The sequence below is a fragment of the Azovibrio restrictus DSM 23866 genome (genome assembly GCF_000429665.1).
Classification (GTDB): Bacteria; Pseudomonadota; Gammaproteobacteria; order Burkholderiales; family Rhodocyclaceae; genus Azovibrio; species Azovibrio restrictus.
The window spans coordinates 381,980-398,761 of sequence record NZ_AUCH01000001.1; the positions used below are offsets into that span (position 1 = coordinate 381,980).

Annotated in this window: 14 protein-coding genes; all 14 read right to left on the minus strand. The window is 65.0% G+C overall.

Annotated features, from left to right (window positions below; genetic code table 11):
* Positions 1–7: 7 nt before the first annotated feature.
* The gene (gene cysM / locus G474_RS0101870) at positions 8–922 is read right to left on the minus strand and encodes a cysteine synthase CysM (protein ID WP_043462771.1); all 915 of its coding nucleotides are present in this window, start codon (positions 920–922) and stop codon (positions 8–10) included.
* The gene (gene rfaD, locus G474_RS0101875; RefSeq protein WP_026685505.1) at positions 919–1,911 is read right to left on the minus strand and encodes an ADP-glyceromanno-heptose 6-epimerase; all 993 of its coding nucleotides are present in this window, start codon (positions 1,909–1,911) and stop codon (positions 919–921) included. The genes cysM and rfaD overlap by 4 nt, the downstream gene beginning before the upstream one ends.
* Positions 1,912–2,859 (minus strand): D-glycero-beta-D-manno-heptose-7-phosphate kinase, encoded by a 948-nt coding sequence (gene rfaE1, locus G474_RS19095; protein ID WP_051281674.1) that lies wholly within the window; start codon positions 2,857–2,859, stop codon positions 1,912–1,914.
* Positions 2,856–4,181 carry a UDP-glucose dehydrogenase family protein gene (locus tag G474_RS0101885; RefSeq protein WP_026685506.1) on the minus strand — a complete coding sequence of 442 codons (1,326 nt, stop codon included), beginning with the start codon at positions 4,179–4,181 and terminating at the stop codon, positions 2,856–2,858. Before G474_RS0101885 ends, rfaE1 begins: the two co-directional genes overlap by 4 nt.
* Positions 4,182–4,189: 8 nt before the next feature.
* Entirely contained in the window at positions 4,190–5,356 is a 1,167-nt protein-coding gene (gene lapB / locus G474_RS0101890; RefSeq protein ID WP_026685507.1) for a lipopolysaccharide assembly protein LapB, read from the minus strand.
* Positions 5,356–5,640 carry a LapA family protein gene (locus G474_RS0101895; RefSeq protein WP_026685508.1) on the minus strand — a complete coding sequence of 95 codons (285 nt, stop codon included), beginning with the start codon at positions 5,638–5,640 and terminating at the stop codon, positions 5,356–5,358. The genes lapB and G474_RS0101895 overlap by 1 nt, the downstream gene beginning before the upstream one ends.
* Before the next feature lie 80 nt (positions 5,641–5,720).
* Positions 5,721–6,008, minus strand: coding sequence for an integration host factor subunit beta (locus G474_RS0101900; protein ID WP_026685509.1), 288 nt, complete (start codon positions 6,006–6,008; stop codon positions 5,721–5,723).
* Between the two features lie 10 nt (positions 6,009–6,018).
* Positions 6,019–7,695, minus strand: a complete 1,677-nt coding sequence (gene rpsA / locus G474_RS0101905; RefSeq protein WP_026685510.1) for a 30S ribosomal protein S1 — start codon at positions 7,693–7,695, stop codon at positions 6,019–6,021.
* Between the two features lie 143 nt (positions 7,696–7,838).
* Positions 7,839–9,791, minus strand: coding sequence for a bifunctional 3-phosphoshikimate 1-carboxyvinyltransferase/cytidylate kinase (locus G474_RS0101910; protein ID WP_026685511.1), 1,953 nt, complete (start codon positions 9,789–9,791; stop codon positions 7,839–7,841).
* A gap of 31 nt (positions 9,792–9,822) precedes the next feature.
* On the minus strand, positions 9,823–10,734 hold the full coding sequence (locus tag G474_RS0101915; protein ID WP_026685512.1) for a prephenate dehydrogenase: 912 nt from the start codon (positions 10,732–10,734) through the stop codon (positions 9,823–9,825).
* 60 nt (positions 10,735–10,794) lie between these two features.
* Positions 10,795–11,883, minus strand: a complete 1,089-nt coding sequence (hisC, locus tag G474_RS0101920; protein ID WP_026685513.1) for a histidinol-phosphate transaminase — start codon at positions 11,881–11,883, stop codon at positions 10,795–10,797.
* Positions 11,884–11,902: 19 nt separating this feature from the next.
* On the minus strand, positions 11,903–12,982 hold the full coding sequence (gene pheA, locus G474_RS0101925; RefSeq protein WP_156919109.1) for a prephenate dehydratase: 1,080 nt from the start codon (positions 12,980–12,982) through the stop codon (positions 11,903–11,905).
* Positions 12,983–13,000: 18 nt separating this feature from the next.
* Complete coding sequence (gene serC, locus G474_RS0101930) at positions 13,001–14,125, minus strand: 3-phosphoserine/phosphohydroxythreonine transaminase (RefSeq protein ID WP_026685515.1); 1,125 nt, start codon at positions 14,123–14,125, stop codon at positions 13,001–13,003.
* Entirely contained in the window at positions 14,125–16,752 is a 2,628-nt protein-coding gene (gene gyrA / locus G474_RS0101935; protein WP_026685516.1) for a DNA gyrase subunit A, read from the minus strand. The genes serC and gyrA overlap by 1 nt, the downstream gene beginning before the upstream one ends.
* Positions 16,753–16,782 lie beyond the last annotated feature (30 nt).

A 16,782-nucleotide genomic window follows, 5' to 3' on the forward strand; every position in this document is an offset into this window, starting at 1 on the left:
TGGCGGATCAGGCGGGGAAGACTCCGGTGGAGAGGTAGCGATCACCCCGGTCGCAGACGATGGAAACGATCACCGCGTTGTCCACCTGGGCCGCCAGGCGCAGGGCCACGGCCAGGGCGCCACCGGAGGAGATGCCGGCGAAGATGCCCTCTTCCCGGGCCAGGCGCCGGGTCATGTCCTCAGCGTCGGCCTGGGAGACATATTCGAGCCGGTCCACCCACTGGCGCTCGTAAATCTTCGGCAGGTAGGCTTCGGGCCATTTGCGGATGCCGGGAATCTGGCTGCCTTCCTCGGGCTGGCAGCCGATCACCTGGATCGCCGGATTGACCGACTTGAGGTAGCGGGAAGTCCCCATGATGGTGCCCGTGGTGCCCATGGAAGACACGAAGTGGGTGATGCTGCCCTCCGTGTCGCGCCAGATTTCGGGACCGGTGCCCTGGGTGTGGGCCAGGGGATTATCGGGGTTGGCGAACTGGTCGAGGATGATGCCCTTGCCTTCATCGCGCATCTTCTCGGCCACGTCCCGGGCCAGCTCCATGCCGCCCTCCCGGGGGGTGAGCACCAGCTCGGCCCCGTAGGCGCGCATGGTCTGGCGCCGTTCGATGCTCTGGTTTTCGGGCATCACCAGGATCATCCGGTAGCCGCGCATGGCGGCCGCCATGGCCAGGGCGATGCCGGTGTTGCCGGAGGTGGCCTCGATCAGGGTGTCGCCGGGCTTGATGTCGCTCCGGGCTTCCGCGTGGGTGATCATGGACAGGGCGGGCCGATCCTTGACCGAACCGGCCGGATTATTGCCCTCCAGCTTCACCAGGATGGCGTTGTTGCGGCGGAAACTGTCTTCCCCCGGCAGGCGCTTCAACTGCACCAGGGGGGTGTTGCCGACGAAATCCTCCAGGGTGCGAAAACGGGTCGGCGTGCTCATGGCTGGCCCAGCCACTGAACGTATTGGGAAACCCCCTCTTCCACGGAAGCGAAGGGCGCCTCGTAGCCGGCGGCCCGCAGGCGGGTCAGGTCGGCCTGGGTGAAGGCCTGGTACTTGCCCTTCAGGGCGTCGGGGAAGGGCACGTATTCCAGCAGGCCGCGCCCGAGGATTTCCTCCAGGCTCAGGGGCGCCTCCCCCTCCAGGGCCCGGCAGCCGTTGACCGTCGCCACGGCCACGTCGTTGAAGCTCTGGGCCCGGCCGGTACCCAGGTTGAAGATGCCCGACTGGTCCGGATGATCAAGGAAGTGCAGATTGACCTTGGCCACGTCGCCCACATAAACGAAGTCCCGTTGCTGCCCCCCGTTCGGGTAGCCGTGGGAGCTTTCAAAGAGCTTCACCCGCCCCTCGTTCCTGAACTGGTGGAAGTGGTGCCAGGCCACCGAGGCCATGCGGCCCTTGTGGTTTTCCCGGGGGCCGTAGACGTTGAAGTAGCGGAACCCCACCACCTGGGAGGATGCATCCGGCAGGCGCTGGCGCACGATCTGGTCGAACAGGAACTTGGAGTAGCCATACACGTTCAGGGGCGCCTCGTACTGGCGCTCTTCCTTGAACACGCTGCTGCCCCCGTAGGTGGCGGCGGAGGAGGCGTAGAGGAACTGCACCTCCTGCTCCAGGCACCAGTCCAGCAGGATGGTGGAGTAGCGGTAGTTGTTCTCCATCATGTAGCGGCCATCGGTCTCCATGGTGTCGGAGCAGGCGCCTTCATGGAAGATGGCCTCGATGTCTCCGTCGAAGTGGCCGTGCTGGAGCCGCTGGATGAAGTCCTCCTTGTCCAGGTAGTCGGCGATCTCGCAGTCCACCAGATTCCTGAACTTGTCGGCCTTGGAGAGGTTATCCACGGCGATGATCCGGGTCACGCCCCGTTCATTCAGAGCCTTGACGATGTTGGCGCCAATGAAGCCGGCAGCGCCGGTGACGATGGTATACATTCAGTTCCTTCCTTGTTTCAGGGCCGCTTCCAGTTCGGCACGGGTCACCACGGCAGTCCCCAGCTTGCCCACCACGATGCCGGCTGCCACGTTGGCCACGTGGATGGCGTCGGCCCAGGGGGCTCCCGCCGCCAGCATCACCGCCAGGGTGGCGATCACCGTGTCGCCGGCGCCGGAAACATCAAAGACTTCCCGGGCCTGGGCCGATTCGTGCAGGGACTCCCCGTCGGCGAACAGGCTCATGCCCTCCTCGCTGCGGGTCACCAGCAGGGCCTCCAGGCCCAGCTCCCCCTTGAGACGGCGGGCCTTGTCCTCCAGTTCCGCCTCGGAGCGCCAGCGCCCCACCACGGCCTGCAGTTCACCCCGATTGGGGGTGATCAGCGTGGCGCCAGCGTACTTGGAGAAGTCATCCCCCTTGGGGTCCACCAGCACCGGCTTGTCGGCAGCCCGGGCCAGGCGGATCATTTCCTCGATGTGGGTGAGACCGCCCTTGCCATAGTCGGAGAGCACCACCACGTCACAGTCGGCCAGACGGCGCTGGAAGTCCTCCAGCTTGGCGCGCAGCACCTCGTGGGAGGGCGCCGTCTCGAAGTCGATGCGCAGCAACTGCTGCTGGCGACCGATGACCCGCAGCTTGACCGTGGTGGCAATGCCTTCATCCACCTGCAGGCCGGCGGCTATGGCGCCCTCGTCCAGCAGACGCTGCAGGCTCCGGCCCGCCTCGTCGGGCCCCACCACCGAGAGCAGGCAGCAGGTGGCCCCCAGGGAGACGATGTTGCGAGCCACGTTGGCCGCTCCGCCCAGGCGCTCTTCCAGACGCTCCACCTTGACCACCGGCACCGGGGCCTCCGGGGAGATGCGATTCACCTCGCCGAACCAGTAGCGGTCCAGCATCACATCCCCCACCACCAGCAGGCGGACCTGCCGCAGCCTTTCCAGGGCGATCATGGACGGCCGATGGGGTTATATTCCAGGCCGCTATCCCGCACCAGTTTGGGATCGTAGAGGTTGCGGCCATCGAAGATCACCGGGGTCTTGAGCCTGGCCTTGATGGCCTCGAAGTCGGGGCTGCGGAATTCCTTCCACTCGGTGACGATCACCAGGGCATCCACATCCTGGAGGGCATCCATGGGGTTTTCCGCGTAGGCCAGCCGGGGCTCGTCGCCGAAGATGCGCTGGGTTTCGTGCATGGCCACCGGATCGTAGGCCCGTACACTGGCACCTGCGGCAAACAGGTCGGCGATCAGCTCCCGGCTCGGGGCCTCGCGCATGTCGTCGGTGTTGGGCTTGAAGGCCAGGCCCCAGACGGCAAAACGGCGCCCCTTCAGGTCGCCGCCGAAGCGGGCCTTGATCTTGGCGGTGAGGACATGCTTCTGGTGATCGTTGGCGGCTTCCACGGCGGTCAGCACCTGCAGGGTCATGCCGGCGTCGTCCTTGGCGGTCTGGATCAAGGCCTTGACGTCCTTGGGGAAGCAGGAGCCGCCGTAGCCGCAGCCGGGATAGAGGAAGTGGTAGCCGATGCGGGGATCGGAACCGATGCCCTGGCGTACCGCCTCGATGTCAGCCCCCAGCTTCTCGGCCAGGTTGGCCAGTTCATTCATGAAGCTGATGCGGGTGGCCAGCATGGCGTTGGCGGCATACTTGGTCAGCTCGGCGCTCTTCACGTCCATGACGATCAGGCGCTCGTGGTTGCGCTGGAAGGGCGCGTAGAGGGCGCGCATCAGATGGATGGCCCGGTCATCCTCGGCCCCCACGACGATGCGGTCAGGGCGCATGAAGTCCTCGACCGCAGCCCCTTCCTTGAGGAATTCCGGGTTGGACACCACGGAATAGGGAATCTCCACCCCCCGCTTTTTGAGTTCGTCAGCCACGGCGGCATTCACCTTGTCGGCGGTGCCCACGGGCACGGTGGACTTGTCTACGATCACCTTGTAATCGGTCATGCGCTTGCCGATGTTGCGGGCCGCAGCCAACACATATTGCAGGTCGGCAGAGCCGTCCTCGTCCGGAGGGGTGCCCACGGCGATGAACTGGATGGTGCCGAAGTCCACGGCCTTGTCCACGTCGGTGGTGAAATGCAGGCGGCCGGCCGCCACGTTGCGGCGCACCATTTCCTGCAGACCCGGTTCGAAAATGGGGATGCCGCCCTCTTCGAGGATGCGGATCTTCTCGGGATCCACATCGAGACACAACACATCGTTACCCACCTCGGCCAGGCAGGTGCCGCTGACCAGGCCCACATAGCCGGTCCCAACCACGGTAATCTTCATTGAACGTCCTAAAGTGATGAATCGAATTCTTCGGCCCGGCGCGGCGGATAGGTTTCCCAGCCGCCGCAGGCGGGGCAGCGCCAGTAAAACTGGCGGGCCCGGAAGCCGCAATTATCGCACCGATAGCGGGCCAGACGGCGGGTGTAACCCTGCACGATGGTTCTGGCCAGCTCCAGGTCCCCCCGGGTTTCCGGCGCCACCAGGGGCAGGCGGGCCCCCATCAGTTTTTCCAGCCCGAGCAGGGAAGGATTGCGCTGCAACTCGGCCCGCACCAGTTTGTAGGCGGCCTCGCTGCCCTCCCCTTCCAGCTCCAGTTGATAGACGCTTTCGAGCAGATCCAGGGACGGATAGCGCTCCAGATAGGCCCGCAGCAGGGCCAGCCCCGCCTCGGCGCGATCCAGGCGCCGGTAGGCTTCCAGCAGCCGCTGGGCCACCAGGGAAAGATAGGCCGGGTCCTGCTGCTCGATGCGCTGCCAGGCGGCAATGGCCTGCTCCGGGAGATTCTGCTGCATGGCCATGTCCCCCTGCAGCAGGCTGGCGCGCACGCACTTGCGGTGCACCTTCAGGGCCTCGGCCAGATGCTGCTCCACCGCCTCGAAGTTGGAGCGCATCAGTTCGTTGGCCGCCAGCTCGCAGTAAAAATGGGCGATCTCCTTGCCCGAATAGAGATCGGGCAGCTCCCCGGCTACGCTGATGGCCTTGCCCCAGTCCTTCTCCAGCTGATAGATCTCCAGCAGCTGGCGCTGGGCCTCGTCCTTCAGGGAAGAGTCCTGGAGCTTGATGAAAACCTCTTCGGCCCGGTCCAGGAGACCGGCCTTCAGGTAATCCTGGCCCAGTTCGGAGAGGGCCTGCAGCCGCACCTCCTCGCCCAGATCGTCCCGGTCGATCAGGCTCTGGTGCATGCGGATCGCCCTTTCGGTTTCACCCCGGCGGCGGAACAGCCCCCCCAGGGCAAAGTGCAGCTCCACGGTCTGGGAATCCCCCCGGGCCACTTCCAGGAAGGCATCGATGGCCTTGTCCGGCTGCTCGTTGAGAAGGAAATTGAGGCCCTGGAAATAGGAACGGGGCAAAACCCGGGATTCCTGCACCACGTGCCGGATATCCACCCGGGCTGCAATCCAGCCCAGGCCAAAGAAAAGCGGCAGCAACAGAAGCTGCCAGTACTCCATTTCCATCAGGACTCCGAAGCGGGGGAAACCGTAGAGGGGGACGGACTCAACCTGGCCAGGTCCCGGCGCAGGGCGGCAGACACCCGCCGTTCCCGGAACAGGGCGCCGGCCACGGCCAGCACCCCGAGCAGGATCCCCACGGCAAAGAAGCCGAGCAGCAGCAGCACCAGGGGCAGTTGCCAAACCTGGCCAAAGAAGAACTGCAGATTGACGGGCCCCGTGTTTTTCAGGGCGAAGACAAACATGAACAGGAACAGCAGCAGGCGGAGCACCCAGGTCAGGACGCGCATGGTGGAATTATCTGCAAGGCCCAAAATAAAAAAGGCGGCAACTTGCGTTGCCGCCTTGGAATCTACCACAGCTCGCGGGTTTAGCGTGGCTGGTTGTCCACCCGCTCCCGCAATTCCTTACCCGCCTTGAAGTGAGGCACCCATTTTTCCGGGACCTGCACCTTCTCGCCCGACTTGGGATTGCGCCCCGTCCGCGGCGGACGGTAGTTGAGGGCAAAGCTGCCGAATCCGCGGATCTCGATACGATCCCCGGCAGCCAGGGCGCCGGACATCGCATCGAGAATCATCTTGACCGCAAAATCCGCATCCTTCGCCACCAACTGGGGGAAGCGAGCCGCCAGTCGGTCGATCAGTTCGGATTTGGTCATGCTGAACAAATCAACCCTGCTGGTTCAGCTTGGCCTTCAGCAAGGCGCCCAGGTTGGTGGTACCAGCGGAAGCGGCGGAGTCAGCGCTGAACTTCTGCATGACTTCAGCCTGCTCGGCCTGATCCTTGGCCTTGATGGACAGGTTGATGGAACGGGTCTTGCGGTCCACGTTGGTGATCATGGCTTCCACCTCGTCACCCACCTTCAGCACCTGGGACAGGTCATCGATGCGGTCACGGGAGAAGTCGGAAGCACGCAGATAGCCTTCCACTTCACCGTCCAGGGAGATCACGGCACCCTTGGCATCCACGGTCTTGACGGTACCGCGGGTGATGGTGTTCTTCTCGTGGGTGGCGATGTAGTTGGTGTAGGGATCGCCTTCCATCTGCTTGATGCCCAGGGAAATGCGTTCCTTCTCCACGTCGATGGCCAGGACCACGGCTTCCACTTCGTCGCCCTTCTTGAAATTGCGGATGGCTTCTTCGCCAGCCACGTTCCAGGACAGGTCGGACAGGTGCACCAGGCCGTCGATGCCGCCGGGCAGACCGATGAAGATACCGAAGTCGGTGATGGACTTGATGCCGCCGGAAACCTTGTCGCCCTTCTTGTAGTTCTGGCAGAACTCTTCCCAGGGGTTGGCTTGGCACTGCTTCATACCCAGGGAGATACGACGACGATCTTCGTCGATTTCCAGGATCATGACTTCCACTTCGTCGCCCAGCTGGACCACCTTGGAAGGATGGACGTTCTTGTTGGTCCAGTCCATTTCGGAGACGTGCACCAGACCTTCGATACCCTGTTCGATTTCCACGAAGGCGCCGTAGTCGGTCAGGTTGGTGACCTTGCCGAACAGACGGGTGCCGGCGGGGTAACGGCGGGCGATGCCCACCCAGGGATCTTCGCCCAGCTGCTTCAGGCCCAGGGAGACGCGGTTCTTCTCGGCGTCAAACTTGAGCACCTTGGCTTCGAGCTCGTCGCCCACGGCCAGCACTTCGCTGGGGTGACGCACACGGCGCCAGGCCAGGTCGGTGATGTGCAGCAGGCCGTCGATGCCGCCCAGGTCCACAAAGGCGCCGTAGTCGGTGATGTTCTTGACGATACCCTTGACGATGGTGCCTTCCTTCAGGTTTTCCAGCAGCTTTTCGCGCTCTTCACCAGCGGAAGCTTCCAGCACGGCGCGGCGGGACACCACCACGTTGTTGCGCTTGCGATCCAGCTTGATGACCTTGAATTCCAGGGTCTTGCCTTCGTAGGGGGTGGTGTCCTTGATGGGACGCATGTCCACCAGGGAACCGGGCAGGAAGGCGCGCACGCCGTTGGTCATGACGGTCAGACCGCCCTTGACCTTGCCGGTGATGGTGCCGTTCACCAGGGAGCCGTCGTTCAGGGCCTGCTCCAGGAAGTTCCAGGAAGCGATGCGCTTGGCGCGGTCGCGGGACAGACGGGTCTCGCCGTAGCCGTCTTCCAGCATTTCGATGGCGACCTGCACGAAGTCGCCGGGAGCGGCTTCCACTTCGCCCTGGTCGCTGAGGAATTCTTCAACGGGGATGTAGGATTCGGATTTCAGGCCGGCGTTGACCACGACAAAGTTCTGGTCCACGCGCACCACCTCGGCGGTGATGACTTCGCCTTGACGCATTTCCTGGCGAGCCAGGCTTTCTTCGAAAAGTTGAGCAAAAGATTCCATGAGGGATAAAGCCATTCTTGCTGCAAAGCAGCGGTTGGTTGATGAACGCTGAAGGAAAAGACGGCACCGCCAGCACCCCGTTTTTCCCGGACAACCCGGGAAGCTTGGGATGATAGCAGAGAAAAAGTTTATCGATCAAACGGTTATTGCAATTTTTTTGCGGCGTCCCGGTACCAGTCGAGCACCTGCCCCACGGCAGCCTCGATATCCAGATGGTCCGTATCCAGCAGCAGGGCATCGGCCTCCTGGCGCAGGGGCGCCACGGGCCGCTGGCTGTCCCGGGCGTCCCGGGCTTGCAGGTCGGCCAGGATGGCGGCCAGATCGGCCTGTTGGCCTGCCACCTGGAGCTGCTTGTAACGCCGTTCGGCCCGCACCTGGGCGCTGGCGGTCAGGAATATCTTGAGGGTCGCGCCGGGGAAGATCACCGATCCCATGTCGCGGCCGTCACCCACCAGCCCCGGCCCCCGGTGGAAGGCCCGCTGCCGGAATACCAGGGCAGCCCGCACCGCGGGCAGGGCCGCCACCCGGGAGGCCCCGGCCGAAATGGCCTCGGTACGGATGGCCTCGCTCACCTCCTGGCCGTGCAGCAGGACGCTGCCTTCCCGGAAAACCACATCCAGGCCTGCGGCCACCCGGGCCACGCCGGCCTCATCCTCCCAAGCCACCCCGGCTTCCCGGGCCGCCAGGGCGGTGAGCCGGTACAGGGCGCCGGAATCCAGGTAATGGAACCCCAGGGCCGCCGCCACCCGGGCCGACACCGTGCCCTTGCCCGAGGCGGTGGGACCGTCGATGGTGATCACCGGCACCGGCCGGGTCACTTGCGCAAAACGCTCGAAGTAATCAGGAAAGGTCTTGGCGGTACAGCCCGGGTCGTTGATGCGCACCGGCGTACCGAAGGCCACCAGGGAAAAGCACATGGCCATGCGGTGATCGTCGTAGGTGTCGATGGCCGCAGGCGTCAGGGGGCGCTCGGCGCTGGGGGGCACCACCCGCAGGTAGTCCGGCCCCTCTTCCACCAGCACCCCCAGCTTACCCAACTCCTTGGCCATGGCGGCAATCCGGTCGGTTTCCTTGACCCGCCAGCTGGCAATGTTGTCGAGCCGGGTCTCGCCCCGGGCGAACAGGGCGGCAGTGGCCAGGGTCATGGCCGCGTCGGGGATGTGGTTGCAATCCAGGGTGAGGCCCTTGAGGCCTTCGGCCGGGGCGCTGGCCTCGATCCAGTTGGGGCCCATGGCGATCACGGCGCCCATCTGCTCCAGGGCCTCGGCAAAGCGCACGTCCCCCTGGATGGAATCCTGCCCCACCCCTTCCACCCGCACCGGGCCGCCACCGATGGCACCCAGGGCAAGGAAGTAGGAGGCCGAGGAAGCGTCGCCCTCCACGTAGATGGTGCCCGGCGAGACATACCTGGCCCCGGCCGGCACGGTGAAGGACTGCCAGCCCTGGCGCAGGACCCGGACACCAAAGCGGGCCATGGTGGCCAGGGTGATTTCGATATAGGGCTTGGAAATCAGCTCCCCCACCACTTCCACGGTGGTTTCCACCCCGGTCAGGGGCAGAGCCATCAGGAGGCCGGTGAGGAACTGGCTGGAGACATCGCCCCGCACCCGCACAACACCGCCGGAACGAATGGCCGCCGGCTTCAGCTGCAGGGGGGGATAGCCTTCATTACCCAGGTAGGTGATGTCGGCCCCCAGCTGGCGCAGGCCGTCCACCAGGTCGCCGATGGGCCGCTCGTGCATGCGGGCCACGCCCTTCAGCAGGTAATCGCCGCCGGCCAGGGCCAGGGCGGCGGTCAGGGGCCGGAAAGCGGTGCCGGCGTTGCCCAGGAACAGCTCAGCCTGCCGCACGGGAATGCTGCCGCCGCAACCGCCGATACGCCAGGCGCCGTCGCCCAGGTCAGTGGCGGAGAGGCCCAGGGTCTGCAGGGCCTCCAGCATCCGGGCTGTGTCGTCGGAGGCGAGCAGATCGCGCACCTCGGTCACCCCTTCGGCCAGGGCGGCAAGCAGCAGCACCCGGTTGGAAATGCTCTTGGAACCCGGCAGGCGGACCGTCCCGCTGGCCGAAGTCATCTGGGGCAGGTCAATGAATTCCATGCCGTGTATTCCTAAATCGAGTCGTGAAAGATCAGCGGATTTGCTTGTCGCCCCAGGCCCGGCGGGCCTCCCGGGCTACAGAAAAGCTCTGCTGCAGATAGTCGCCGTTGTTGCGGGCCAGGGCGGCCTTGAGGTCGTTCAACTGGGCCTGATAAGCCTCGATCTCCCCCAGCAGGGCTTCCCGGTTGGCAAGGCAGATGTCCCGCCACATTTCCGGGTGGCTGGCGGCGATGCGGGTGAAATCCCGGAATCCAGAGGCGGCAAAGTCGAAAAACAGCTGAGCATCGGGCCGCTCGGCCAGGTCCCGCACCAGGGCAAAGGCCAGCAGGTGGGGCAGATGGCTGACGGCGGCAAACACCCGGTCGTGCTGCTCAGGGGTCAGTTCATGGATGTCGGCGCCGCACAGGGACCAGGCCCGCTTGACCCGGTCCAGCTGTTCGTCACCATTCTCTGGCAAGGGCGTCACCACCACCTTGCGGCCCTGGTACAGGTCGCTACGGGAGGCGGCGGCACCGCTGTTCTCGGCGCCGGCAATGGGATGGGCCGGCACGAACTGGCAGAGCCTGTCGCCAAAGGCGGCCCGGGCGGCGGCAGCCACGTCAGTCTTGGTACTGCCTCCGTCGGTCACCACGGTCTGGGGGCCGATGTAGGGCGCGATCTGGGCAAAGATGTCCGGCATCTGCCCCACGGGAGTGGCCACCAGCACCAGGTCCGCGTCCTCCAGCTCGTGGGCCGGATTGATGCCGGCCCGGTCGATGATGCCCAGGTCCTGGGCTTCGCGCAGGCTGGCGGGGCGGCGGCCGAAACCCACCACCTCGCCCACGGCCCGGGCCGACTTCAGGGCCAGGGCAAAGGAACCGCCGATCAGGCCGACACCGAAAATGACCACCTTGCCGAATTCGACAGGATCATCACCGGCAGGAAGGGCAGCAAAGTCGCTCATGTCAGTACCCGGCATTCGTCTTGAAGATGCCGCCCGGCGGGGCGGCAAACAGGGGTTGGTTCAGAGGGCCTGTTCCAGGGCTTCCAGGAAGCGGCTGTTCTCGGGGGCCGTGCCTATGGTCACGCGCAGCCACTCGGGCATGCCATAGCCGGCGATGGGACGCACGATTACTCCCTGCTGCAGCAATTTCTGGTTCACCGCCGCCCCGTCGCCCACCTTGAAGGTGAGGAAGTTGCCGTGGGAGGGAATGTGCTCCAGCCCCAGACGCTTCAGCCCGGCGACGATCTGCTCCATGCCCTGGCGGTTGAGCTCGTAGCTCTCGGCCACGAACAGGTGATCGTCCAGGGCGGCCAAGGCGGCAGCCAGGGCCAGGTTGTTGCAGTTGAAGGGCTGGCGCACCCGGTTCATCAGGTCCGCCACGGGGGCCGAGGCAATGCCGTAACCGATGCGCAGACCGGCCAGGCCGTAAATCTTGGAGAAGGTGCGACTGACGATCAGGTTGGGGAATTCCTTGACCCAGGCCACGGTGTCATGACGGTCCGCCGGCGCCAGGTATTCGTTGTAGGCCTCGTCCAGCACCACGATCACCTGGGCCGGCACCTTTTCCATGAAGGCCCGCAGGGCCTGGTGGGGCAGGAAGGTGCCGGTGGGATTGTTGGGGTTGGCGATCCACACCACCCGGGTATCGGGACGGATGGCGGCGGCCATGGTTTCCAGATCGTGACCGAAATGCTTGGCCGGGACGCAGATGTTCTCGGCCCCCACCGACAGGGTGGCGATGGGATAAACGGCAAACGCATGCTGGGAATAGACGGCGGAACGGCCGCTGTCCAGGAATACCCGGGCGGCCAGGTCCAGAACGTCGTTGGAACCGTTACCCAGCACCACCTGCCCGGCTTCCACCCCGTTACGCTCGGCCAGGCTACGGATCAGCTCGAACTGGTCGGGATAGCGCTCGATGCCGTCGATGGCCGCCTGGACAGCCGCCTTGGCCCGGGGGCTCATGCCCAGGGGATTCTCGTTGGAAGCCAGTTTGACGATGCGCTCCACGGGCAGGCCCATTTCCCGGGCCAGCTGGGTGATGGGCTTGCCGGGCTGATAGGGAGAAATGGCGCGCACATAAGGCAGGGCCTGATCGACTTGGGACATGGAAACCTCGGGATGGTGATCAGTAAACAGCGACGGGATAGGAACCCAGCACCTTCAGGTAAGCCGCCCGGCCGGCCAGCTCCTGCAAGGCAGCGGCGACGGCGGGGGACTGACGATGGCCCTCCACGTCCACGTAGTAGACGTACTCCCACAGGCCCTGGCGGGCCGGCCGGGATTCGAGCCGGTTCATGGACACCCCGGCCTCGGCCAGGGGTTTGAGCAGATCGTGCAGGGCGCCGGAACGGTTGGGCGCCGACATGATCAGGGAAGTCTTGTCCCGCCCGGAAGGGCCGGCGTCGTGGCGGCCCAGGACCACGAAACGGGTGGTGTTGTTGGGCTCGTCCTCGATGCAGGCGGCCAGCACCTGGAGCTGGTAGCGCTCCCCGGCGGCCTCCCCGGCGATGGCGGCAGCGCCCTCCTCCTCGGCGGCCATCTGGGCCGCCAGGGCGTTGCTGGCCACGGCGATGCGCTCCACCCCGGGCAGCATGCGGTTCAGCCACTCGTGGCACTGGGCCAGGGACTGGGCATGGGAATAGACCTTGGTCACCGACTTCAGATCAGGGGCCTTGGAAAGGAGGTTCTGGTGGATGCGCACCACCACCTCGCCGCAGATCTGCAAGGGGGTCTGCAGGAGCAGGTCCATGGTGCGGCCCACGGCTCCTTCGGTGGAGTTTTCCACCGGCGCCACGGCGTACTCCGCATGCCCGGCTTCCACCTCCCGGAACACCTCGTCGATGGAAGCGCAAGGCAGAAGCTTGGCCGCGTGGCCGAACTGCTTCACGGCGGCGGATTCGGAGAAGGTGCCCAAGGGGCCCAGGAAAGCCACGCCCAGGGGTTCCTCCAGGGACAGGCAGGCGGACATCACTTCCCGGAAGAAGAAGGTGATGCTCTCGTCCGGCAAGGGCCCCTGGTTCAGGTCCTGCAGGCGGCGCAGCACCTGGGCCTCCCGTTCGGGCCGGTAGATGTGCCCGGCTGCCCCGTAACGGGCCTTGATTTCCCCCACCTGCTGGGCGCAGCGGGCCCGACGGTTGAGGAGCTCCAGCAATTGGGCATCAATGCTGTCGATTTCCTGGCGGACGCCCGCCAGTTCCTGTTGCAGGGAATCGCTCATGGGAACTCAGGCGTTTTTGGCGGCGAAATCGTTCATGAAATGGACCAGGGCCCGGACACCGTCCAGGGGCATGGCGTTGTAGATGGAGGCACGCATGCCGCCCACGGACTTGTGCCCCTTCAACCCCAGGAGACCGGCCGCCTGGGCTTCGGCCAGGAAGGGCTTGTCCAGTTCAGGCTTGGCCAGGGTGAAGGGAATGTTCATGCAGGAACGGCAATCGGCGGCCACCGGATTCTTGTAGAAGCCCTGGCTGGCGTCGATGGCGGCATAGACCAACTCGGCCTTTTCCCGGTTGATGGCCTGCATGCCGGCCAGGCCGCCCTGGCGCTTCAGCCACTGGAACACCAGCCCGGCCACGTAGATGGCAAAGGTGGGCGGGGTGTTGAGCATGGAGCCGTTGTCTGCCATGACCTGGTAGTCCATGACCGTGGGGATACCGGCCGGCGCCCGCCCCAGCAGGTCCTCGCGCACGATCACCAGGGTCACGCCGGAGGGGCCGATGTTCTTCTGGGCCCCGGCGTAGATGAGGCCGTAGCGGCTCACGTCCACGGGACGGGAGAGGATGTGGGAGCTCATGTCCGCCACCAGGGGCACACCGGCTGGCAGCAGCGCAGCCAGGGCCGCGTCGTCGTGGACCTCCACCCCGTGGATGGTTTCGTTGGTGCAGAGGTGCAGGTAGGCGGCTTGCGGGTCCAGATCCAGTTCGTCGGCCCGGGGCAGGCGGGTGAAGCCGTCCGCCACCTGGCCCTTGGCTTCCACGGAAGCCGCCTGGCGCACCTGGCCGATGCGCTGTGCCTCCTTGAAGGCCTTCTTGGACCAGGAGCCGGTGACGATGTAATCGGCCGATCTCCTGTCCTGGTCCCCGGCCAGCAGGTTCATGGGCACCTGGGCAAACTGCTGGGTGGCGCCGCCCTGGAGGAACAGCACCTTGTACTGGGCGGGAATGCCCAGCAGCTCGCGCAGGTCCGCCTCGGCGGCCTCCAGGATGCCGGTGAACTCCTTGCCCCGGTGACTCATTTCCATGACACCGCAACCGGCACCGTGCCAGTCCAGCAGCTCCTCCTGGACCTGCAGCAGGACCTCGGTGGGCAGGGTGGCCGGACCGGCGCTGAAATTCCAGACTCTATGCATCAGGCTTCTCCTTGCTCACCGGCGCTTTCGCCGCCATCCACATCTTCACCTTCGACGCCACCTTCAACCTCGGCCTCGGCGCCCTCTTCATCCTCACCGGTTTCCGCCACCTTTTCCAGGCCGGTGAGTTTCTCGCCGGCATCCAGGGAAATCAGGGTGACCCCCTGCGTGGCCCGGCCCAGTTCGCGGATTTCAGAGACCCGGGTGCGGATCAGCACGCCGCCGGTGGTGATCAGCATCACCTCGTCCTCGTCGGTCACCAGCTTGGCGGCCACGATCTTGCCGTTGCGCTCGCTGGAGGCGATGGCCATGACGCCCTGGGTGCCACGGCTGGAACGGCGGAAGTCCCCCAGGCGGGTGCGCTTGCCGTAGCCGTTCTCGGTGGCCACGAGCACGGTCTGGTCCTCGCTTTCGGCCACCAGCAGGGAAATCACGCTCTGACCTTCCTGCAGCATCATGCCGCGTACACCGCGGGACTGACGACCCATGGGGCGCACCTGGTCCTCGCCGAACCACACCGCCTTGCCGCCGTCGGAGACCAGCACGATATCGCTCTGGCCGGTGGTCAGGTCGGCACCGATCAGGTAATCCCCCTCATCCAGATCCACGGCGATGATGCCGGCCTTGCGGGGATTGGAGAAGTTGGCCAGGGAAGTCTTCTTCACGGTGCCCTGGATGGTGCACATGAAGACGTACTTGTCGTCGGAGAATTCCTTGACCGGCAGGATGGCGTTGATCTTTTCGCCTTCCTCCAGGGGGAACATGTTGATGATGGGCTTGCCCCGGCTGTTGCGACTGCCTTGCGGCACTTCATAGACCTTGAGCCAGTAGCAGCGGCCCCGGTTGGAGAAGCAGAGGATGTAGTCGTGGGTGTTGGCGACGAAGAGGTGATCGATGAAATCGTCGTCCTTCATGGCCGTGGCCTGCTTGCCGCGACCGCCCCGGCGCTGGGCCCGGTAGTCGGCCAGGGGCTGGGACTTGATGTAGCCGGTGTGGGACAGGGTCACCACCAGATCCTGGGGCGTGATCAGGTCTTCGATGCCCAGGTCCTGGGCATAGGTGACGATCTCGGAACGGCGCTCGTCGCCGAACTGGTCGCGGATGGCCACCAGCTCGCCAGAGATGATCTCGGTGATGCGCTCGGGACGGGCCAGGATGTCCAGCAGGTCGGCGATCTTGTCCATCACCTCCTTGTACTCGGCCACGATCTTGTCCTGCTCCAGGCCGGTCAGGCGCTGCAGGCGCAGTTCCAGGATGGCCTGGGCCTGGGCATCCGAGAGCCGGTAACCCTGGGCGGAAAGCCCGTATTCGGGGGCCAGTCCGTCCGGACGGGAAGCATCGGCCGCGGCACGCAGCAGCATTTCTTCCACCACCGGACTCTTCCACAGGCGCGCCATCAGCTCCCGCTTGGCGTCGGCCGGGGTCGGCGCCGCCTTGATCAGGGCGATGATCTCGTCCACGTTGGACAGGGCCACGGCCAGACCTTCCAGGATGTGGCCCCGTTCCCTGGCCTTCCTGAGTTCAAAGACGGTACGGCGGGTCACCACTTCCCGGCGGTGGGCCAGGAAGCATTCCAGCATCTGCTTCAAATTCAGGAGGCGGGGCTGGCCGTCTACCAGGGCCACCATGTTCATGCCGAAGGTGTCCTGCAGCTGGGTCATCTTGAACAGATTGTTCAGCACCACCTCGGGCACTTCACCCCGCTTCAGTTCGATCACCACCCGCATGCCGGACTTGTCGGACTCGTCGCGCAGGTCGGAGATGCCCTCGATGCGCTTCTCGTTGACCAGCTCGCCGATCTTTTCCAGCAGGGAACGCTTGTTCACCTGGTAGGGCAGCTCGTCCACGATGATGGCCTGGCGGTTGCCCCGGTCGATATCTTCGAAATGGGTCTTGGCCCGCATCACCACCCGGCCACGGCCGGTGAGATAACCCTCGCGCACCCCATTCACCCCGTAGATGATGCCGGCCGTGGGGAAATCGGGAGCGGGGATGTAGTCGATCAGTTCCTCGATGGAGGTTTCCGGGTTCTGCAGCAGGGCCAGACAGCCGGCCACCACCTCGTTCAGGTTGTGGGGAGGGATGTTGGTGGCCATGCCCACGGCAATACCGGAGGAGCCGTTGATCAGCAGATTGGGAATGCGGGCCGGCAGGATCAGGGGTTCCTGCTCGGAGCCGTCGTAGTTGGGGCCGAAGTCGACGGTTTCCTTGTCGATGTCTTCCAGCAACTGATGGCCGATGCGGGCCATGCGCACTTCCGTGTACCGCATGGCGGCGGCGTTGTCGCCGTCCACCGAACCGAAGTTGCCCTGACCATCCACCAGCATGTAGCGCAGGGAAAAGTCCTGGGCCATGCGCACGATGGTGTCGTACACCGCCGTATCGCCGTGGGGGTGGTACTTACCGATCACGTCGCCGACGATACGGGCCGACTTCTTGTAAGCCTTGTTCCAGTCGTTGCCCAGCTCATGCATGGCAAACAGCACGCGCCGATGCACCGGCTTCAGACCATCCCGCACGTCCGGCAGGGCCCGCCCCACGATCACGCTCATGGCGTAATCCAGGTAGGAACGGCGCATTTCATCTTCCAGGCTGACAGGAAGGGTTTCCTTGGCGAATTGTTCCATGGTCTCTCTACCGCCCTGGCCGGCACGGCC